Annotated in this window: 18 protein-coding genes; 16 read left to right on the top strand and 2 right to left on the bottom strand. The window is 53.1% G+C overall.

The genetic code is table 11. The features are described 5' to 3' along the window. Positions 1-13 precede the first annotated feature (13 nt). From LOS79_RS20845 to LOS79_RS20810, 8 genes are all read left to right on the top strand, one after another. Complete coding sequence (locus LOS79_RS20845) at positions 14-2,557, top strand: ABC transporter permease (RefSeq protein WP_315412013.1); 2,544 nt, start codon at positions 14-16, stop codon at positions 2,555-2,557. A 632-nt stretch (positions 2,558-3,189) separates the two neighbouring features. Next, positions 3,190-4,932 (top strand): peptide-binding protein, encoded by a 1,743-nt coding sequence (locus tag LOS79_RS20840; protein ID WP_315412012.1) that lies wholly within the window; start codon positions 3,190-3,192, stop codon positions 4,930-4,932. Between the two features lie 120 nt (positions 4,933-5,052). Then, complete coding sequence (locus LOS79_RS20835) at positions 5,053-6,024, top strand: ABC transporter permease (protein WP_315412011.1); 972 nt, start codon at positions 5,053-5,055, stop codon at positions 6,022-6,024. 59 nt (positions 6,025-6,083) lie between these two features. After that, on the top strand, positions 6,084-7,043 hold the full coding sequence (locus LOS79_RS20830; RefSeq protein ID WP_315422361.1) for an ABC transporter permease: 960 nt from the start codon (positions 6,084-6,086) through the stop codon (positions 7,041-7,043). After that, positions 7,010-8,026, top strand: a complete 1,017-nt coding sequence (locus LOS79_RS20825) for an ABC transporter ATP-binding protein (protein ID WP_315412009.1) — start codon at positions 7,010-7,012, stop codon at positions 8,024-8,026. The genes LOS79_RS20830 and LOS79_RS20825 overlap by 34 nt, the downstream gene beginning before the upstream one ends. Next, on the top strand, positions 8,023-9,048 hold the full coding sequence (locus LOS79_RS20820) for an ABC transporter ATP-binding protein (protein WP_315412008.1): 1,026 nt from the start codon (positions 8,023-8,025) through the stop codon (positions 9,046-9,048). The genes LOS79_RS20825 and LOS79_RS20820 overlap by 4 nt, the downstream gene beginning before the upstream one ends. A 193-nt stretch (positions 9,049-9,241) precedes the next feature. Continuing rightward, positions 9,242-10,624 (top strand): hypothetical protein, encoded by a 1,383-nt coding sequence (locus LOS79_RS20815; protein WP_315412006.1) that lies wholly within the window; start codon positions 9,242-9,244, stop codon positions 10,622-10,624. Between the two features lie 23 nt (positions 10,625-10,647). Continuing rightward, positions 10,648-11,301, top strand: a complete 654-nt coding sequence (locus LOS79_RS20810; protein WP_315412005.1) for a M48 family metallopeptidase — start codon at positions 10,648-10,650, stop codon at positions 11,299-11,301. An 18-nt stretch (positions 11,302-11,319) separates the two neighbouring features. Here LOS79_RS20810 and LOS79_RS20805 read toward each other — a convergent pair whose 3' ends face one another. Continuing rightward, positions 11,320-12,222: a GNAT family N-acetyltransferase gene (locus tag LOS79_RS20805; protein WP_315412003.1), complete on the bottom strand. Its 903-nt coding sequence runs from the start codon at positions 12,220-12,222 to the stop codon at positions 11,320-11,322. A 214-nt stretch (positions 12,223-12,436) separates the two neighbouring features. Between LOS79_RS20805 and LOS79_RS20800 the strand changes: the two genes are divergently transcribed. From LOS79_RS20800 to LOS79_RS20775, 6 genes are all read left to right on the top strand, one after another. Further along, a complete protein-coding gene (locus LOS79_RS20800) occupies positions 12,437-14,362 on the top strand; it encodes an asparagine synthase-related protein (protein WP_315412002.1) in 1,926 nt (641 codons plus the stop codon). 28 nt (positions 14,363-14,390) lie between these two features. Beyond that, entirely contained in the window at positions 14,391-14,516 is a 126-nt protein-coding gene (locus LOS79_RS20795) for a paeninodin family lasso peptide (RefSeq protein ID WP_315412001.1), read from the top strand. Positions 14,517-14,634: 118 nt separating this feature from the next. Then, positions 14,635-15,573 carry a phosphoenolpyruvate carboxykinase (ATP) gene (locus LOS79_RS20790; protein ID WP_315412000.1) on the top strand — a complete coding sequence of 313 codons (939 nt, stop codon included), beginning with the start codon at positions 14,635-14,637 and terminating at the stop codon, positions 15,571-15,573. A gap of 2 nt (positions 15,574-15,575) precedes the next feature. Beyond that, the gene (locus tag LOS79_RS20785; protein WP_397386807.1) at positions 15,576-15,875 is read left to right on the top strand and encodes a lasso peptide biosynthesis PqqD family chaperone; all 300 of its coding nucleotides are present in this window, start codon (positions 15,576-15,578) and stop codon (positions 15,873-15,875) included. Next, the gene (locus LOS79_RS20780; RefSeq protein ID WP_315411997.1) at positions 15,872-16,339 is read left to right on the top strand and encodes a lasso peptide biosynthesis B2 protein; all 468 of its coding nucleotides are present in this window, start codon (positions 15,872-15,874) and stop codon (positions 16,337-16,339) included. Before LOS79_RS20785 ends, LOS79_RS20780 begins: the two co-directional genes overlap by 4 nt. Positions 16,340-16,343: 4 nt before the next feature. Then, complete coding sequence (locus LOS79_RS20775; RefSeq protein WP_315411996.1) at positions 16,344-18,143, top strand: ABC transporter ATP-binding protein; 1,800 nt, start codon at positions 16,344-16,346, stop codon at positions 18,141-18,143. A 583-nt stretch (positions 18,144-18,726) separates the two neighbouring features. Here LOS79_RS20775 and LOS79_RS20770 read toward each other — a convergent pair. Then, positions 18,727-19,908, bottom strand: a complete 1,182-nt coding sequence (locus tag LOS79_RS20770; RefSeq protein WP_315411995.1) for a nucleotidyltransferase domain-containing protein — start codon at positions 19,906-19,908, stop codon at positions 18,727-18,729. 259 nt (positions 19,909-20,167) lie between these two features. Here LOS79_RS20770 and LOS79_RS20765 point away from each other — a divergent pair, with 259 nt between their 5' ends. Continuing rightward, positions 20,168-20,878, top strand: coding sequence for a DUF554 domain-containing protein (locus LOS79_RS20765; protein ID WP_315411994.1), 711 nt, complete (start codon positions 20,168-20,170; stop codon positions 20,876-20,878). 9 nt (positions 20,879-20,887) lie between these two features. Next, positions 20,888-21,643 carry a hypothetical protein gene (locus LOS79_RS20760; protein ID WP_315411993.1) on the top strand — a complete coding sequence of 252 codons (756 nt, stop codon included), beginning with the start codon at positions 20,888-20,890 and terminating at the stop codon, positions 21,641-21,643. The last annotated feature ends 1 nt before the right edge of the window (position 21,644 follow it).

The raw sequence follows: 21,644 nt of genomic DNA, 5'->3' as shown, positions 1-21,644 counted from the left end.
GGGGCAGGAGGCTATGAAGAAACGGGCATTATGGAAGGATGTTTTCCGGGAGATCAGCCGTACCAAAGCAAGGTTTCTCTCCATCTTTGCGATTATTATGCTGGGGGTAAGCTTCTTTGCCGGGATCAAATCGGCAGGGCCGGATATGCTGGACACGGCTGCAACATATTATAAGGAACTGCAGCTGATGGATTTGCGGGTGCAGTCCACCTATGGGCTGACAGAGAAGAGCGTGGAAGAGCTGCGCGGGGTTGACGGGGTACAGACCGTTCAGCCCGGCTACAGCTCGGATGTATTTCTGGGGAACAGCGGATTAATCGGCAAGGTGGTCTCCTACTCCGGTGATAATCAATTGAACGGGTATAAGGTGACAGCCGGACATCTGCCGGAGGCTTCCGGAGAAATTGTACTGGATGAGCACCTGCGGCAGGAGGGGCTGTTCGCACTCGGCGATTCCATCACGTTCAGCGGGGAGGCTGACGGTGATCTGGCTGAGACATTCCGGACGGTATCCTACACAGTCGTCGGCTTTGCACAGAGCCCGCAATACATTGAGACAACGAACCGCGGAACGAGCCGGATCGGCAAAGGAACGGCAGATGCGTTCGCCGTCATTCCGGAAGAAGACTTCAACCTTCCTGTATATTCGGAGGTGTACCTCAGCTTCAAGGATACTGCTGCGGAAACGGCTTATACACCGGCCTATGATGCACTGGTCGAGCGGCATACCGCCGAAGTTGAAGACGCGCTCGGGGATTTCCCGCAGCAGCGTCTGGAGGAGCTGCAGGCAGAAGCTGCAGCAATGCTGGGTGCACAGCAGCAGCAGGCGGCGTCTGGAGCGCAGACGGATGCACAACAACAGGCAGCGCCTGAGCTGCCGAAGGTATACGTGACAGACCGGACAATTAATGCGGGCTATGCGGAGTACAAGGATAATGCGGACCGCCTGTCCGCCATTGCTTCGGCGTTCCCGGTCTTCTTCTTCCTGATTGCCGCGCTGGTCAGCTTAACGACGATGACCCGGATGGTGGAGGAGCAGCGTCTGCAGATCGGCACCATGAAGGCGCTGGGGTACGGGCCGCTCGATATCATGACGAAATTTCTGGTCTATGGCACACTGGCGAGTCTTACTGCGTCCATTGCCGGACTTGCGGTCGGGTTCACCCTGTTCCCGGATATTATCTATAATGCATACTCGCAGCTCTACAACCTGCCGGATGTAATCAAGAGCTTCTATCCGGATTACGCCGTTGTATCGATTATAGTAGCTCTGGTGTGTACAGCGATGACGGCGATGATTGCTTCCCGGGTGGAACTGCGCAGTAATGCGTCTGTGCTGATGCGGCCCAAAGCGCCGAAGAGCGGCCAGCGTATTCTGCTGGAACGGTTCGGCTTTCTGTGGACACGGCTCAGCTTTGTCCAGAAGGTGACTGCAAGGAATCTGTTCCGCTACAAGCAGCGGATGTTCATGACGGTTATTGGTGTGGCAGGCTGTACTGCACTGATACTGACCGGCTTCGGGCTGAAGGATTCCATTGGCAGCATTGCCGGCAAGCAGTTCGGCGGGATTATGAAATACAGCGCGCTCGTTGCTTTCCATGACAATGCGGCGGCAGAGGACAGTGATGCCTATGCACAACTGATTCAGGAGGAGCCAGCGGTTACGGGAACTCTGGATGTGCTTCAAGAGGCGATGACGGTCCGGGCCAAGGGGGTTAACGATCAGGGGGTACGGATCTTCGTGCCCTCTGAGGTCCAGACGCTGGACGCATTCATTGCGCTGCAGGACCGGATTACGGATGAGCATAAGACACTGGCAGATGATGGCGCCATTATTACCGAGAAGCTCGCGAAGCTGTATGATCTTGTCCCCGGTGACCGCCTGAGTGTTCTCGACAGCAACAACGAGGAATTTGAGATCAGGGTGGCTGCGGTTACCGAGAATTATGTTCTGCATTATATGTATATGACACCGGCGTATTATACTGAGGTTTTTGGTGAGAAGCCGGTCTACAACACTCAGTTGCTGAACTACAGCAAGCAGGACAGGCAATGGGAGGACGAGTTCGGCGGGAGATTAACTGCGAACGGGCAGGTGGCGATGGTTACCTTTTCCAGCGGAGTGGGCGAAGCCTTTGACGGGACCATGGATAGCATGGATGTCGTAATTGTTGTACTGATTGTATCTGCCGCTGCCCTGGCCTTCGTAGTGCTGTATAACCTGACGAATATCAATGTGTCTGAACGGGTCCGCGAATTGTCTACCATTAAGGTGCTGGGCTTCTACGATCAGGAGGTCACCATGTATATCTACCGGGAGAACATCCTGTTAACCCTGCTCGGGATCATCTCCGGCAATGCGCTGGGAATTGTGCTGCACCGGTTCGTTCTGTCTACAGCTGAGCTGGATGCCACGATGTTCGCCCCATTGATCAAATGGCAGAGTTATGTGTATGCGGCGTTACTGACCTTGCTGTTCTCAGGAATAGTTATGCTGTTCATGCATCTTAAGCTGAAACGGATTCATATGATTGAAGCGCTGAAGTCGGTGGAGTAGGCCCGGGCCTGGATCATGAATAGGTCTTAGTCACTATTTTGTCAAAAACAGCTTTGCTGCAAAAATACGAGGAAGAGAAACAGGCAGAGGGGAAGTTGGCCTATCCAGTTTCTTTTCCTTTTTTTATATAAAAAAATAGAGAAACCGTTGTGATTTAACGCGTAACAGCGATAAAATTGCCGAAAAGTGTCGAATTAACACGAAAATGATAACATTAAGTGAAGATAACTAACCGTATTAAACATATTTGAATGGTCGGAAAAAGGGAATGCAAGGAGTTTCTTTTACTATACTGGAAGGAATTATTTTTTATGCAGGGAAAATTGTGAAAAAAGGAATAAAGAAATATATTGACGTAAGATATATTCACATGTAATATAAACCATAATTTATAGGGAATTGCTAAGACTCCCGCCCGGGAAAGTTGCCTCTGACTCTAATTGACCTACGGTCTATTCAACCCATAAATGTCATATGTATTGTGTGTGATGTTTCGTTACATGGGCTGCAGAGGGCGGCAAATCATCCAGATTACCCAGTCTCCCGAGAAGCTTTAAAGAGAAGGTGGGGTTACCGGAGCATTGTCCGGTCAGCACTCACTACACGCACTTATCTAAGGAGGAGTAAGAAGAATGGCGAAAAAGAGAAAATGGTGGTCTGGTTTACTAGTTCTATCGTTGGTAGGGGTTTTATTTACAGGATGCAGTACTAATAACACCGCAAGTTCTCCAACCAATGCTCCGGCAGCAACTGAAGCACCAGCTGCGAGTGCAGCACCGGATGCGACTGAAGCACCTGCTGCAGACGGGCCGGTTGATGGCGGAACCATCGTCCTTAGCACATTCTCCGATATTGTTAATATTAACCCTCTCTTAGTCAATGACACTGCTTCGGGTGATGTAGCGCAGTTCGTCTTTGCCAAACTGTATAACCTGGACCGCGGAGGCAATGTAACCCCGGAAGATTGGTCTTTGGCTGCAGAACTTCCGGTTATCTCTGAAGATGGACTGACTTACACTGTGAAATTAAAAGATACAATTAAATGGAGTGACGGACAGCCAATCACTGCTGATGATGTAGTGTATACAATTGAAACCGGCAAGAATCCGGAAACAGGTTCTCCGCTGATCAGTGCGTATGACAAGGTGAAGACGGTAGAGAAGGTCGATGACCATACCGTGAAATTCACTTTATCCCAGATTTACGCACCGTTCCTGTACTCGCTGGTTCAAGAAATTGTTCCCGCACATGTTCTCAAGGATGTAAAGCCGACTGAAATCCAAACGAATGCCTATGGTACGGACCCGGCCAAGACCGTAACAAGCGGACCATGGAAATGGACAGCATGGAAGCAAGGCGAAAGTCACACCCTTGATGCTGATCCGAACTACTGGGGTACTGTTAAACCTCATATTGCTCAAATCGTCTACAAAATCTATGCCGACCAGAACACTGAGGTTCAAGCGATCATGAAGGGCGACACTGACCATATCAGTGCGATTCCGGTAACTCAGGTTGAAGCAGTTAAGGCTGCCGGCACGGTTGATATTATCCAGAAGCCGGGCGCGCAGTATGAATATATTAATTTCAACTTTGACGGCAAGAATTTCCCTGACGGATACGGCCTGTTCCAGGGACAGAAGACCAGACAGGCAATTGCTCACGCAGTGAACCGTCAAGGTATGGTAGACAATATCCTCAAGGGCGTAGGCGCACTGATGAACGCTCCGTTCCTGCCGGATACCTGGGCTGACCCGGGCGATGCAGCTGTGAACTATGACTACAGTGCAGACAAAGCGAAGGCACTGCTTGCTGAAGACGGCTGGGTTGCCGGCAAAGACGGTATTCTCGTTAAAGACGGACACCGCTTCTCGTTTGAACTGCAGTACAATGCCGGTAACAGCCGCCGTGAGCAGGTAGCCGCAGTTATCCAGCAGAACCTGAAGGATGTTGGTATTGAAGTAACGCCTAAGGCTATCGACTTTGCAGCTTGGATCGACCAGAACGTAACACCGGGTAAATATCAGGCCCTGCTGCTGGCATGGTCCCTGAATACTCCGGATCCGGATGCTGAAAGTATCTTCTCCTCCAAATACTTCCCGCCGGCTGGACAGAACAGCGGCTGGTATAAGAACGAGAAGCTGGATCAGCTGTGGATCGATGGTTACTCCACTGTTGACCAGAATGAACGTAAAGAAATCTACAAAGAAGTAGGTAAAGAAATTTCTACAGATCTTCCTTATGTATTCCTCTATCAATACGGTCAGGCTATCGGAACAGGACCTAGAGTTCACTGGGCAGAGGAAGATAAGCCTGAGCCATCCCTTGGCTATGGACAGTTCTTCCATGCTATCAAATGGTGGGTAACCGAGTAACGAACCGACGAACTGAATAGACTTGCGGGAGGTGAAAGAGAATTCTCTTTCACCTCCCCCTTTTGTTGCATGGGGGAGCCTTCCGTAGTCTATGCCCTACCATCTCTAGGAGGATAGCTCATGACAGAATATTTGATACGCCGAGTGCTACAATCCGTACTGGTCATCTTTCTGATAACCATACTAACCTTTCTGCTAATCCATGCTGCTCCGGGCGGACCGACTCAAGTCATGCTCTCTCCGGGACTTACTCCGGAAATATTCGAACAGCAAGCGAAGAACCTTGGGCTGGATCAGCCAATTCCTGTACAGTATGTGCGCTGGATTGGCGACCTGCTGCAGGGTGATCTGGGCTACACCTTCAAGAACCATATTCCGATCTCCGATCTGCTCTGGCCGCGTATCGGCAACACTGTGATCCTGATGGGGGCGGCTTGGCTGGTATCCCTGCTGATCGCCATTCCTTGGGGGATCTATAACAGTACCAAAGTATATGGCCTGTCTGACCAGACGGCTTCATTCATTTCTTATCTGGGCTTCGCCATGCCGACATTCTGGTTCGGTATTCTGCTCCAGCAGCAGCTGTCGCTGAAGCTGGACTGGTTTCCGCTGTCGGACATGTATACCCGGGGGAAAGAAGGAAATATAGGCGACTTGTTCATGCATCTGGTGCTTCCAATTACGGTTTTGGCTCTTGGATTCCTGGCCTCTTATATGAAATATGCGCGGGCAAGCATGCTGGAAGTGCTGGATCAGGACTATATCCGTACAGCACGCGCCAAGGGCGTCAAAGAACGCAAGGTTATCTTCCGTCATGCGCTGCGCAATGCACTGATTCCGATTATTACCATACTCGGCCTTGATCTTCCGATGCTGGTGGGAGGGGCCGCACTAACAGAGAATGTATTCAACTGGCCGGGAATGGGCCGTTGGTTTGTAGAGATGGCAGGTGCGCGCGAATATTCAGCACTGATGGCTGTTACTATAGTAACGGCGGTTATGGTTGTTATCGGCAATCTCCTGGCAGATATACTGTATGTCGTAGTTGATCCCCGGGTAAAGCTCGGTAAGCAAGGGGGTAAAGCAGCATGAGTACAGACAACACTGAGCTTACTAAAGGGATTGTATCGAAGCCGCTCGGGACACCGGATATGAATCCGATGCCGGGCGGAACAGATCCGGAAATTCCGTTGGCCGATTCCAGCAGGCCTCCAGGCCCGTGGAGTACGCTGTGGAAGAAGTTCTCGCGTAACCCGTTCGCGATGGGCGGTTTAGCAGTCCTGCTTATATTTGTACTGCTGGCGGTATTCGCACCATTCTTGACCAAATACAGACCGGAAGCCATTGATCTGATGTTCGCCAATCTGAAGCCGGGGGCAGAAGGGCACCTGCTTGGGACAGATGAGCTGGGCCGTGATATCTTCACCAGACTGCTGTACAGTGCGCGGATCTCATTGCTGATCGGGTTCTCCGTGGCCTTCGTTTCCGTAGTGGTCGGATCGGTTATCGGTGCGATTTCAGGATACTTCGGCGGGTTTGTAGATACGGTATTCATGCGTATTGTAGACGTGATGAACTCTGTTCCGACCCTGTTCCTGAACATTCTGATTATGGCATTGTTTGGTACAAAGATTAAATTCATGATCCTTATCCTGGCATTTACCAGCTGGATGAGTATTGCCCGGCTCGTCCGGGGGACCTTCCTGCAGCTGCGCGAAATGCAGTATGTAGAGGCGGCCAAAGCGATCGGGGTATCCAGCTGGGGCATTATATTCCGGCATTTGCTCCGTAATGCCAGCTTCCCGATTATCGTGAATGCGACCCTGATGGTCGGCGGCGCGATCCTTAGTGAATCGGCGTTGTCTTACCTGGGGCTTGGCATCCAGGCTCCGGCAACAAGCTGGGGGCTGATGCTCAGCAGTGCCCAGGAATTCATGCTGATTGATCCGATGCAGGCTGTGTATCCGGGCTTCTGCATTACAGTTGTAGTGCTGGCAGTTAACTTTATCGGCGACGGAATCCGGGATGCCCTAGATCCCAGACAGAAAGTGACTAAATCCCGGAGGAGGCTGGAACAATGGCGGAAAAACTACTCGAAATCCGGAAGCTGACCGCCGGCTTTGCCACAGAGAAGGGTCTTCTCAAAGCAACTGACGGTATCTCCATTTCTATTGCCAAAGGCCAGACAGTTTGTATTGTCGGTGAATCCGGCAGCGGTAAAAGTGTGACCTCACTCGCAATTATGCGTTTGATTGATTATGCCGGAGGTATGGTTATCGACGGCAATATAGATTTTCACGGCCAGGATCTGACAGCAAAGAGCCAGGAAGAAATGCGCAAAATCCGTGGTAACCAGATTGCCATGATTTTTCAGGATCCGATGTCGTCGCTTAATCCGGTATTCACGGTAGGGGAGCAGATTGCGGAGAGCCTGCGGCTTCACCAGAACAAGAGTGATGCTGAAGCCATGCAGATGGCGGTTGATCTGCTTAGACTGGTTGGCATTCCTGCACCGGAAATCCGGGCGAAGCAGTATCCGCATGAGCTGTCCGGCGGAATGTGCCAGCGTGTCGTAATTGCGATCGCCCTGGCCTGTAAGCCGGAGCTGCTGATCGCCGATGAACCGACAACGGCGCTCGATGTAACGGTGCAGGCACAGATTCTGGATCTGCTGCGCAAGCTGCAGTCCGAGCTGGGGATGTCCATTCTGCTGATCACCCATGATATGGGTGTGGCCGCAGAGATGGCAGACCGCATTGCTGTAATGTATGCCGGCGCGATCGTGGAGGAAGGGACTGTAGAAGAAATCTTCGACCATCCGAGCCATCCTTATACGATAGGGCTGCTCCAGTCCATTCCAGGTTTTGAAGGGGGACGGGGAGGCGAGCTCTATACGATCCGCGGAACGATTCCTCCGATTGGCCAGCTGCCTGCGGGCTGCCGGTTCAACCCGCGTTGCCCTCATGCGATGGATATCTGCAGAAGTCAGGAGCCGCCGGATTTCATGATCTCAGATGATCACCGGACAGCCTGCTGGCTGTTCAAGGATAAGCCGGTTCAGGCGGATTACAGCGATGAGGTGAAACGCGCATGACGAATGAAACAGCAACCAAACCGGTTACAGAGCATAAGGTATCTTCTGAAGTGCTGGTGGAGGTTAAGGATATCAAGAAGTATTTCCCGATAACCAAGGGACTGCTTAACCGGACCGTTGGTCAGGTTAAGGCTGTGGACGGTGTGAATCTAACCATCCGCAAAGGAGAGACCTTCGGACTGGTAGGGGAATCAGGCTGCGGCAAATCAACATTCGGGCGGGTACTGCTCCGGCTGCAAGGGGCTACCGGCGGCGAGGTGCTATACAAGGGTAAGGATATCCATTCTATCGGCACAGGTGAGATGCGCAAGCTGCGTGAAGAGATGCAGATTATATTCCAGGACCCGTTCGGCTCCCTGAATCCGCGCTTCCTCGTCAGGGATATTATTGGTGAACCGCTGCGCATTCACCGCAGCATGTCGGCCAAGGAGATCGATGACAGAGTAGTTGAGCTGATGGAGCTGGTGGGTCTGGATGCCAGCCGCCGGAACCGTTACCCGCATGAATTCTCCGGCGGACAACGCCAGCGGATCGGCATCGCCCGGGCGATTGCCCTGAACCCGCAGTTCATCGTAGCCGATGAAGCGGTATCCGCACTGGACGTATCGGTACAGTCCCAGGTAATCAACCTGCTCATGAAGCTGCAGAAGGAGCTTGGGTTAACCTTCCTGTTCATCGCGCACGGCCTGAATGTGGTCCGGCATATTTCGGACCGTGTTGGAGTCATGTACTTGGGCAAGCTGGTGGAAGTGGCGGAGACAGAAGAGCTGTTCGCAGCACCGCTGCATCCGTACAGCGCTGCCCTGCTCTCGGCGATTCCGAAGCCATCCCCAAGACGCAAGCAGGAGCGTATTGTGCTGGAGGGCGATGTGCCTTCCCCGGCCAATCCGCCATCCGGCTGCCGGTTCCATACCCGGTGCCCGTTTGTCCAGGATAAGTGCCGCTCTGTGGAGCCGCTGCTGGAGGAGATTCTGCCGGGCCGTCAGGCGGCCTGCCACTTCCCGCTCATTAAGGGCTCCTGATTCCTGAGGGTGAAATAGTTCTGCAAGATAAGGAACGCTGCGAGAGTTCAAGCGGCGTTCCTTTTTGCTTTTGCCTAACTTTTATAAACTAATCATTGTGTTACAGGGACTTGTATAAGAAAATGAGAAAAAGAGGGATTTCGACTACATATCATCCAAAATGCCGCAACTGATGCGGAACCGGAGGCTACCTGTGAACAAGTCCGACAAGACAGTATCAGCTTTATTTCTATTCATTATAGTAATTGCAGCATGGGTATGGGCAACGGGGGTGCAGACCTGGGCTCTGCCGGGAATAATAACTTCGCTGCTGTGTCTGGGGCTATTTGTGTGGACGGGACTGCGGGCGATTCCTGCTTTGACCGGTTACATCCTGACGCAGACTGAATCAGCTTCGTCTGGCATAAGGGATGAAGTTCAGGAGCGGCGGCAGACCTGGCTTAAGATTATGCTCTGGATGGTGATAAGCCGTGTGCTGCTGGTACTTCTCGCTTATGTGCTCTGGATCCTTAAGGATGGGTATTCCGCCGGAGTGTGGTCGCGGTTTATTGATATCTGGCATATCGGCGGCATTGATGCCACCTCTTATCTGGGGATCGCGAAGAACTGGTATGTTACTGAAGGCGATTCCAGATTCCATATAGTATTCCTGCCGCTGTTTCCGGTTATCATTAAGCTGGTGCAATTCTTCGCGGGCAACTATATGGTTGCCGGATTCATTGTGGCTAACCTTTGTGCGCTGGCTGCGGCTATTACCGCATATGAGCTCGCCCGGCTGGATATGGAGCGCAAGAATGCCCTGCGGGTAGTGAAGTATATCTTCATTTTCCCGTCCGCCTTCTTCTTCTTCATCCCTATGACCGAATCGCTGTTCCTGCTGCTCTCTCTGATGGCCCTTTATTATGTACGCAAACAACGGTGGCTGCTTGGCTGCCTCTGTGCCGCATTAGCCGGATTTACCCGTTCGCCGGGTATCCTGCTGGCTGTACCGATTGCCGTGGAATTTGCCCGGAGCCTTGTGGCGGGCTACAAATACACAGGACGGCGGCGGGGATTTACGAACCGGCTGATCTCGGGCGTGCTTTGCCTGGGTGTAGTGTCCTTTGGGCTGCTGGCTTATCTCTACATTAATTACAAAGTGACAGGTAATGCATTTCAGTTCAGCATCTATCAGAAGGAGCATTGGTCGCAGCGTTTCTATTTCTTTTTCGATACGGTAAGATATCAGATGGAGTACGCTATAAGAACCTTCAAAGAAGGGGATTACCGTACCTTCCTGGGGCTGTGGCTGCCGAATCTGAGTGTGATCTTCCTCGTGCTCCTGACTATGCTTGGAAGTGCAAAGAAGCTCAATCCTGCCTATATGGCGTATTTTTTAGTATACTTCGCTTATGTGGTCGGCCCTACCTGGCTGTTGTCCGCGCCACGTTACTTTGCTGTGGCCTTCCCGCTGGCCTTTGCGGCCGCATTGCTGACTAAAGACAATAGAAGAAAAGATATGGCCTTGAGCGCTTTTTATATTATTACCAGTCTGCTGTATCTGACTGTGTTTATTTTCGGATATCCGGTGTACTAGAAATTACAGAAACGATGGTGGCTATGCAAATTAAGCTAGAAGATCAGCTGATTACACTCCATGTCCAATATGCTAAGCGCAAGAAGATTTCGGTGCAGATTGGCATGTCTGATCTCATTACGGTTAAGGCGCCCAAAGGAACAAGTGAAGAGAGTCTGCGCAGTGCGGTGGAGAGGCTGGGACCGCGGATACTGGAGCAGCTGCGCAGCAATGCGGCGGCCCGACAGGTGCCGAAGGCGAAGGAGTATCAGGGGGAGGAGGCTTTCCTGTATCTGGGGAAGGAGTACGCGCTGCATGAGCTGATTGCGGCCCCTGACGGGGAGGCGGATGAGCTGAAGCTTGCGCTGAAGAAATTCTATACGGCCAGCCTGAAAAAAATCGTAGCCGAGCGCATCGTCCCGTACCAAACGCAGCTCAAGGTGAAGCCGAAGAGTATCGAAATTGTTGAATCGCGGACGAAGTGGGGGAGCTGCAGCTTTGATAAAAAACTGACGTTCAACTACCGCCTGGCCATGGCGCCGCCTGAAGTAATCGACTATGTCATTATTCATGAGCTATGCCATCTGCTGCATATGAATCATGACCGTTCCTTCTGGCGCCGCCTGGGAAGCATAATGCCGGATTATAAGGAGAAGGAAGCCTATCTGGCCCGGCAGGGGCAGTTCATGACGCTTTGAATATTCTGCGGACTGTGCTCAGGCAATGGATGTAGCCGGATGCTTGACGTCTGGCGGATACTGCCGGCTGCCAAGGTTCCTAACGAATAAACCGCCGGAGTAGCTGCTGCTGCTGCTGAGCTGAGGCCCGTCACTGTCATCGTCCGGAGTGAAGTGGAACACTATAGTCTCTGTGCTGCTGTCTGCAAGCTTAAATGCCGTCTCGCGGATGGATAAAGGCTTCGTGCTGATCAGATCGAATATCTCCAGCTGCCCGTTCTCCTGCTGGCAGATGGCGAGGAGCTCCTCATCCTCCAGATAATAAAGATTATTGCTGAAGACATTCAGGCAGTAGAACATCAGCAGCCCTTGGGCGCCGCTTACGCTTAGACGTTCTGATACGGGCAGCCGCTGTGCTGCCAGTGCAGAGATCAGATTCAGATCACCGGATATAGAGAGATCCAGCTTGCGGATTTCTGCAGACCCGGCAGATCCTGCTGTTCCGGCAGGACAATCCATGGAGAAAAGCTGTTCCTCTACCGGACGGAAACCAAACCTTGGATAGAAATCCAGCACCGTATCATTGGCGAACAGGTACATGAACTCCGCCTGATCTCCGTAATCCTCGAGCACTTTGTCCATTAGCCGGGCGGACAGCCCCCGTCCCCGGTAGTCAGGATGAGTCATTACCGTACCGAGCTGAACAGCGGTACACTTTACACCATCTATGATCAGCTCAAGCAGATTAACTGAGACATTGGCAATAACCCGGTTTCCCTCTGCATAAGAATAAGGAATATAACGTTCGTTCCAGAAACCCTCCTCATACCAGCGTTCCAGCTGCAGTTCGAATGTGTCCGCAGCCAGACTGAAGAAGCTCTGCCGTAACACCTCGTTATGCTTATAGTCTTTGATAAATTCAAATTCCGGTATTTCCCGCATCGTAAATCCTCTCCCAGGTCAAATTCCCTCCTATTATACCATCCTAATTAGTAATCCATCTTGAAGTATTCTAATAAGTCAATACCCCAAAGGATAACTAAAATGTAAACTAAGGTGTTATTCACAAATTATAGCAAGATCGTTATCTTATATAGTAAGAAATATTCTTTATAAAGAACTGGTATTGGAATTCCGGATAGATGGAGGTCTGACAATGAGCGCAATCACCGGGATTTATTCTATGCAGCATGAACCAGTCGATCCTGAGCTGGGTCCCGGCCTTATGCGGCAGCTGCAGTGTTATCCGGCTGATGATGCCAGAAGCTGGCAGGCAGAGGGGATCTTCCTCGGCTGCCGTGCACAGTGGATTACTCCAGAGTCAAGGAATGAGATTCTGCCTTACTATGACAAGGAACGTGGTCTGGCTATTGCAGCCGATGCGATCATTGATAACCGGAATGATCTGTTCGGACAGCTTCAGATTGTCCGTGAGGATCGTGATTCCATTCCAGACAGCCTGCTGATCCTGCTGGCCTATGAGAAGTGGGGGGAGGAAGCACCGGCCCGGCTGGTCGGAGACTTCACCTTCATGCTCTGGGATGCACGCAGGCGGCTGCTGTTTGGGGCCAGAGACTTCTCGGGCAACCGGACACTCTACTTCCGCCGTTCCGGCGGTCTGTTCTCTTTCTGCACCGTAATTCATCCCTTGCTGTCTATGCCTGACAGCCAACGTGTTGTGAATGAGGACTGGATCTCAGAGTATCTGGCGAATCAGGAGCGGACGGATGTGGCAGATATGTTCTCCACGGTCTATCAAGGAATAGAACAGCTGCCTCCTGCTCATTCCATAACCGTCAGCGGAGCGCATGTGACATTCTCCAGATATTACACCTTTCAGGCTCCACCGGAGCTGAAGCTCCACAGTAATAGTGAATATGAGGAGGCGTTCCGCGAGGTATTCGGGCAGGCGGTCAAGGACCGGCTGCGTACCCACCTTGCAGCGGGTGCCAACTTAAGCGGGGGGCTGGACTCCGGTTCCGTGGTGAGTTTTGCTGCGGAAGAGCTGCGCCGCAGGGAGAAGCCGTTATTCACCTTCAGCTCCTATCCGGTAGAGAACTTTACCGGATTTAATCTGGGCTTGCGGGTTGCTGATGAACGCCCTTATATCCAGGAGACGATTGACCATGTAGGCAATATCCAGCCGAGCTTTCTGAACTTTCCTGACCGGAACTCATACAACGAGATTGACGAATGGCTGGATATCATGGAGATGCCCTACAAATTCATAGAGAATTCCTACTGGCTCAAAGGTATATATGAGCAAGCGCAGAGCAAGGGGGTAGGTGTTCTCCTCAGCGGACAACGGGGCAATTGGAGTATATCCTGGGGGCCTGCACTGGATTACCAGGCGAAGCTGATCCGGGAATTCCGCTGGCTCTCCTTCTACCGGGAGCACAAGCTGTATAGCCGTTCCATGGAGGCCAGCCGTAGGCAGGTGCTGCAGATTGTCGGGCGCAAGGTCTTCCCCGGAATAGGGCAGCTGGTCTCCGGCAAGCCCGAGGCGATCCCGGAGCTGATCTCGCCGGAGCTTGCCCGGCGGACAGGCGTACATGAGCGGCTGAAAGGGATTAACGGGCTGCCAGCCGCGCAGACGGTGTATAACATCCGCAGGCAGCATTTTCAGCAGCCGCATATCTGGAATGTGAACGGAACGGCGGCTACCAAGCTGTCGCTGAAGTACGGGGTATGGGACCGGGATGCCACGAATGACCTGCGCGTAATTAACTTCTGCCTGTCCGTGCCGGAAGGGCAGTATGTCCAGAACGGAGTGGACCGGTCGCTGATCCGCCGGGCGATGGAGGGAAGGCTGCCGGATAGGGTCAGACTGAACCGGAAACGGCGCGGGGTGCAGGGGGCGGACGGAATTACCCGCATGCTTCCGCAGTGGGAGCATTTCCTTGCGGAGCTCCGGGAGATGATTGAGGATCCCCGCACCTCGGCATATCTTAATCAACCCGGGCTCGCCGGATGTTTGAACCGGCTGGGTAGTGAGCCCGCACCATCCCTCATTTTCAACACGGATTTCCGCCTTCTGACCAGAGGACTGGTGGTTTACCGCTTTCTGAAGCGGCTGTCCTGATGAGATTAACTGAAAGGGGGTGAAGCACATGAAAAAGGAATACAGCAAGCCTGCATTGGAAGTATTGGACGTTAAAATGACTATGGCTGGTCCAGGACTATCGATCGCCGACTCCTTCCAGGCGGATCCGGATGAAGTCGTTCATCACTCCTAATTCTCTTGTGCAGTACCCGGCCCTCATCCCTCTTAGCTTGCTGGAGGGGGATAAGGGCTATCCTTACATTATCCGCGGGAAGCAGGCGGGTGAAACTGATAAATAAGGGGTGAACAGTATGACGCGCACCATGGAATGTCTCGGATATAAAGCTTTCGGTCTGCACATTCTCAGCGAAATCCCGTTGCCGGAACTTCCCCGGACGGATCAGCCTGGCATTATGGGCAGCATTTCTGTTGCTTACGGCAGTCTGGAGGAGCGCTGGAAGGCGGTGCCGAAGATAACGCCGAGCCTTGGCGCGGCGGAGAACGAAGTCATGTTCATCGTCAAAGATACAGCGATCTTTTCGGTGCACAGCGGCAGCAGGATCACAGTATCTCCAGTACCTGAAGCCGATCCCGATAGTATCCGCCTGTTTATTCTGGGGAGCTGCATGGGCGTTCTGCTGATGCAAAAAGGCATTCTCGCGCTCCACGGAAGCTCGCTTGTGCTGAATAATCAAGCTTACGCGCTAGTCGGCCGTTCAGGGGCAGGCAAATCGACGCTGGCTTCATATTTAATGGATCAGGGCCATCTTCTGGTCAGTGACGACGTTATTCCCGTATTGGTGCAAAATGGACATCCATTAGCTGTTCCAGGGTATCCGCAGCAGAAGCTTTGGCAGCAGAGCCTGGACTATTTGGGAATGAATTCGTCTGTATACCGTCCGCTTTTTCAGCGGGAGACCAAGTTTGCCGTACCGGTGCATGACCGCTTTCAGGCTGAACCGCTGCCGCTGGCCGGGATATTTGAATTAACCGTATCCCCGGACGGACCGGTGGCCCTGGAGCCAATCATTGGACTGGAACGGCTGCATACCTTGTATAACCATACTTATCAAAAAGCGCTCGTGGACCGCATTGGAGTCAGAGAATGGCATTTCGGCATGCTGGCCTCGTTCGCAGGCCGGCTGCCGATGTACCGGCTTACCCGTCCGGAGCAGGGCTTCAGCGCACCGCAGCAGACGGAGCTTATCTTTGAGGTGATTACACAAAAGGTGAAGGAGATGAACGCATGAATATGAACACGGCAGAGGTTCTGTCCCTTGATTCGGTACTGGTTCAACGGGAAGGCAATATCGCCAGTGACATGGACGGCGAGAAGGTCATGCTGAATGTGCAGAACGGCAAGTATTACAACCTCGGTGAGGTAGGAGGAGAGATCTGGGAGGCGCTGTCCGCTCCGGTATCGATCCGCCGGATTGCTGAGATCATGCAGGAGATTTTTGAGGTTCCGGCAGAGCTGGCACAGCAGGACGTGACTGATTTTGTGCAAAATCTGCTGAATGAGGATCTGGTCGCTGTTGTCAGCGGATCATGATTACTTTGCGGCGTATCGGGAATTTGCTGAAGTATGACAAAGCCGCACTTGCGCTGATTCCTGAAGCGTTATGGCGGCTTTTGCTGGTCCGAATCCAGCTGCTGTTTCCTTTTGCCAAGACTGCACCCCAACTTGGGGTGAAAGCTATGGAAACCTCCACGGTAACGAAAGAAGCGGATATTCCCCGCGTGCAGCAGATCACCAAAGCGATTCGTGTCATCAGCCGTTATACGCCGTGGAAAAGCACCTGTATGGTCAGGGCGGTAACCGGCCTGAAGATGCTGGAGAAGCGGGGAATTGAGAGCACCCTCTATATGGGAGTGGCGCGGGATAAGCAGGGGGCGATGATTGCCCATGCCTGGCTGCGCAGCGGAGCTTATTATGTATCCGGGGATGATGCGATGCAGGGGTTCGTGGTTGTAGAGAAATTCGCCAAAGTGTTACAAGCCGGGCAAACGGGGTGAGGCCATGCAAGCGGTACTGAATTATGTCCGGCAGCTTCAGCGCTTGTCGGGGGTTAAACTATATCTCAATCTGCTCGGGATGGTGATCAGCGGACTGCTGGAAAGTTCTGCGATCCTGCTGCTTGTGCCTATGCTGGGGATGGCCGGTATTCAGCTTGGCGCTGCAGCGGCAGCCGGCAATCATCTCCCGGCGCTCGGCTTCATCTCTGAGCTGCCGCAGACAACCGCGCTTATGCTGGTGCTCGGCGCGTATGTCTTCATTGTGCTCTGCCAGAATCTGATTTCCCGGTTCGTGACCATCCGCAATGTGGAAATCCAGCAGACCTATGGCAGGCAGCTGCGTTACGAGGTATATAGCGCGCTGCTGCGGGCGGAGTGGTCTTTTTTCCTGAAGAAGCGCACCTCCGATCTGATCAATGTGATGACCACGGAGCTGGCCAGAGTGCTGGCCGGGATCAGCGCATTCCTGCAGTTTATTACTACATTGCTGTTCACGCTCGTGCAGATCGGCTTCGCCTTCTGGCTGTCCCCCAAGATGACTGTCGCCGTAATGGTTTGCGCCGCCCTGCTGTCTATCTTCTCCCGCAGATTCATCCGGAAGGCCAAGAAGCTGGGCGGCCGCAGTACGGAGCTGGGCAAGACCTATCTGGGAGGAATCACCGACCAGCTGAATGGAATCAAGGATATCAAAAGCAATAACCTGGAGCATTCCCGGCTGGAATGGCTGCATGCCTTCACCGCAGAGGTGAAGCAGGAGCAGCTGGATCATACCCGTCTGCGTTCCAACTCCCAGCTGCTGTACAAACTGTCCTCCACGCTGCTGATAGCCGTATTTATCTTCGTATCCTTCCGGTTCCTGCAGGTAGAGGGCCCTAATCTGCTGCTGGTCATTCTGGTGTTCACCCGGCTGTGGCCGACATTCTCTGCCCTGCAGTCACTGATGGAGCAGTTAGCCGCTGTATTGCCTTCTTTCAGGCAGCTGCAGCTGCTGCAGGAGGAATGCCGGGACGCCGCCGAGCGTGGTCAGGGCGGAAGCGGGCAGGCTGTCCTCCCAGTACCCTTGGAGCATAGCCTTACAGCAAGAAATGTTAATTTCCGCTATAACCTGCAGGAACCGCAGTACTCACTGGAGCAGGTGAACATCGTCATTCCGGCCCGGAAGATGACGGCAATTGTCGGCCGTTCGGGTGCAGGGAAGAGTACGCTGGTCGATCTCCTGATGGGGCTGATCCAGCCGGAGAACGGGGAGATTCTGGCAGACGGCCAGCCGATTACAGGGGAGAGGCTGCTGTCTTACCGGAGGACGATCGGGTATGTCGCGCAGGATCCTTTTCTGTATAATGCGACGATCCGTGACAATTTGCTGATGATCAAGCCGGATGCCGGGGAGGAGGAGCTCTGGGAGGCGCTGGACTTTGCGGCCTCCGCAGACTTTGTCCGCAAGCTGCCGGACGGTCTCGATACGCTAATCGGCGACCGGGGCATCCGCTTGTCGGGCGGGGAACGGCAGCGCCTCGTGCTGGCCCGGGCCATTATCCGCAAGCCGTCCATTCTTGTGCTCGATGAGGCCACCAGTGCGCTCGATACAGAGAATGAGAAACGGATACAGGAGGCGCTGGAGCGGCTGAAGGCTACGGTGACGGTCATCGTCATCGCTCACCGCCTGTCCACAGTCCGCGGGGCGGACCAGATCCTGGTCATCGACCAGGGCCGGGTGATCCAGCAGGGCGCATACAGCCGCCTCGCTTCAGAGAAGGGAGGCATGTTCAGCCGGCTGCTCAGCGGGCAGGAGGAGGCCATGTAGCAGAGTTAGAGGGGGAAATCCCGCTAATCCCGCGGAAAGTGGGCTGCTGGCGAGGCGCTAAAGTGAATTCCTACTAAGTCAGCCCAATTTATGCTCAATCCGATTGCCTGCGGGCACCACAGACCATATCCGTCCAGAATCGGCCCATTTGGCAGCTTTGCAGACACCACGGCCTTTATTCGCCACTTTTAGTGTGCTAAATTCACTTTTTCGGCGAAATAACGGCGCTGATGTCCGTTAGAACCGGCACGCAGGTGCTTACCGCAGGCATAACGGCTCTCATGTCCGTAACGCTAACTTATTAGCTTGACTAATCGTTGCGGGACAGCCAACTTTCTTGACAGAGTTCCAAAATTCCCGTTAATCCCGCTGAAAGCGGGGAAAGCGGGTACTCGGGTAAGCGCGTACTCTGGTGATTGGGTGATCGCGTGAAAGTAGAGTGAAAAATCCCCTAAATTCCACTGAAGTGCGCTAAGGTGAGCTTTCCGGCAGCATGCTTAAGTCAAAGGGACCTGATGCATAAACGGCATCAGGTCCCTTTGACTTGCCCCGTAGGAGCGGCATATGTCATGCATAGCGGCGGTTATCCCCCGCCGGATACCTTCCGCCAGCTCCAGAGGAACGGGCGCAGCGGGAAATACAGGAAGTGCAGCGCCTTCGGCAGCGGCAGTGTCCGGGCATCGGCGGCGTAGGGATAGAGAAAGCTGGCATAGTGCAGCGCCTGATTCCAGCGGGACAGCACCTCCGGCTGATACTGCCGGAAATGCCGCTCGACCTCCGGCTCCAGCGGAGGATTGTGGAGATTGACGATCCGCGGCACATAGAATAAGGCGAGCTGTGCCAGCCTGCGGGCCTTAGGGCTGTCCATTAAAGGGGACAGGCCGGGATCTATCGGTGTGTCCAGCACCCCGGCTGCCAGAATTAGCGCCTGGCCTGCGGCATTGCTGGAATTGTAGCGGTACATCAGGCGGGTCAGTACTGCGGGGTCAGGCTGCTGCCCGAGCAGCAGCTTAATGTCCTGCAGCCACCGCAGCCGGGACCAGGCATGTCTTGCTCCATGGACCGTCAGGAACAGGAACAGATCCTCCCGGCCCAGATAATGGACATTGCGGCCGAACCGGCTGCTTATCCGCGAACGTTTCCACAACTCATCAAACCCGGGCTCTTTTGCCGGCCCCGGACCTAGTCTCCAGTGCAGCTCTGCCTTGATCTTGCTTACGGGATGCGCCAGATAAATATGGTGCTCCCGCCATTTCCAGTCCCCCAGAATGCTCTCGAAGGTCTCTTCCTTTATATATCCCAGGGAGAGCATCAGGTCTTCCGCAGCCTGAAGCTGCTCAATCGGCACGAGAAAATCAAGGTCCCGTGATGCGCGCTGCGAAATATCCCCGTACAGCTCCTGCCCGAGCACGGGGCCTTTCAGGAATAAACAGCGGATGTTATGCTCTGCCAGCTGATTGGCAATGTTACTCATCTCACCGCTGAGCTGGAGCATCTGAACCGTATTCCGCCGGTACTCCCATTTGAGCTTCTCCAGAACGCCCGCAGGAATCACATCCCCGTTCATCCGGCTGAGTCTCGGATACAGGTAAGGATATACCCGGTGATGCAGGTTGAGCTGCACGAATAAGTCCCAATCGAGTCCTGTGAACAGGTGAGGCTGCTGCTGAGCCGTTTCATCTATGTTATCCGAATTTAGAAGAGCAAGAAGAAGGGTTACTTCTCTGGATAAACTTCCTTTGTCGAGGGTATACCGGTCAGACATAACGACTCCCCTTAATTGGTTTTGATGTAAATACGTACGGACTGTTCTCTTTAAAGAACGCTATAAATGAGTGTACCATTATATGCATAAATTTGTAAATTCATTTAGAGGTACGAGATTGGTTTTGATATATTTACCCTATCTGCAGACTCTATAAGCTTGTCTATATAATAATCTGCAATCCCTTGACGCAAGAACGGCTGATACCCCTATAATGCTAGAATAAGAGAGAAATCATAGTGGGGAGAACTGCTGAACAATGGTACTGCTGGGAGCTTTAGTGAATGGTGTAGCAATTATTGCGGGGACGCTGCTTGGGAAGCTGCTGGAGCGTATACCGGAGAGTATGAAGAATACGGTGATGAGCGGGATCGGCCTGGCTATTGTGGTGCTGGGTGTCCAGATGGGCCTCAAAAGCGGGAATTTCTTAATTGTTATTCTGAGCCTGGTCATAGGGGCAGTTGCCGGTGAATGGATTAACATTGAAGATAAGTTTACCCGGGCGGGAAATTGGCTGGAACGCAGAGTGGGCTCGGGTGGACAAGGAAGCATATCGCTGGGATTTGTTACAGCTAGCCTGATATTTGTGGTCGGAGCCATGGCGATTCTTGGTTCGCTGGACAGCGGAATCAAGGGCAATCATGAAATTTTGTATACCAAAGCGATCATGGACGGCTTCATCTCGATTATTCTGACTTCTACGCTGGGGATCGGTGTGCTGTTCTCGGCTATTCCTGTTTTTCTATATGAAGGGACCATCGCTTTACTCGCTACACAGATTACCGGGTTCGTGCCGGATGCGCTGCTGAGCGGCTATATCACCGAGATGACCGCTGCAGGCGGCGTGATGATTATGGCCATCGGCCTGAATTTGCTTGGAATTACCAAAATTAAAGTGGCGAACCTGTTGCCCGGTATCCTGGTGGCTGTGCTGCTGGTATCGCTGGTGCACGGGCTTGGCCTGAATTGAGGGAGCCTGATGCCGGACCTGTTTTCTATTGATAAAATAAAGCTGCTGCTGCAGATGCATACGCTTGGGCTGCTTGGCGGGGAAGTAATGCCGGAGGATGCGCTGCTCGGGATAGTGCCTGCCGGAGAACTGCCGGATGTATTGACACTGGCGATGTCTTTGAATTATCAGCGGAGCGCCTATCAGCTTTGGAAGGCGGTGGCTGAAGCCTACCTCGATGAAGATGCGCGCTGGATATTCAGCCCTCGGCTGGTCATCAGGCGTGAGCGTGAAGAACTCCGGGCCGCACTGTTAAAGTATCATGTGGCTCTCCAGCCGAACCGTCATCCGGAAATATGGGGGAAGGTAGCTCAGGGGATTGCGGCTTCTTCTCCGCAGGGGAATGCTGCCGGTCTGCTTGCAGCGGCTAATCATGATGTTGCTGTGCTGATCAAGACGATGCAGATCACACGTAAAGCGGAATTTCCGTATCTGTCCGGTCCCAAAATCTTTAATTACTGGCTGTACGTCATGGAGACCTACGCAGGAATCGTCTGGAAATCCCGGGAGCTGATTACTGTTGCTGCCGATACCCATATTTTGCAGGCTTCGGTGAAGCTGGGGCTATGTCCTGCGGAAGTGCTGGGCGGAAGTGCAGAAGACCGCAAGGCGGTAGCTGCTGCCTGGGAGAAGGTGCTGCTGCATACCGGACTCGCGCCGATTGATATCCATACTCCGCTATGGTTATGGAGCCGTGCCGGATTCCCGCCGATTGGGCTTACTTAAC

It is taken from the genome of Paenibacillus sp. MMS20-IR301 (assembly GCF_032302195.1).
Lineage (GTDB): Bacteria > Bacillota > Bacilli > Paenibacillales > Paenibacillaceae > Paenibacillus_AQ.
The sequence above is the reverse complement of the archived record's forward strand: the minus strand, read 5'-3'. Positions and strand labels throughout refer to the sequence as shown.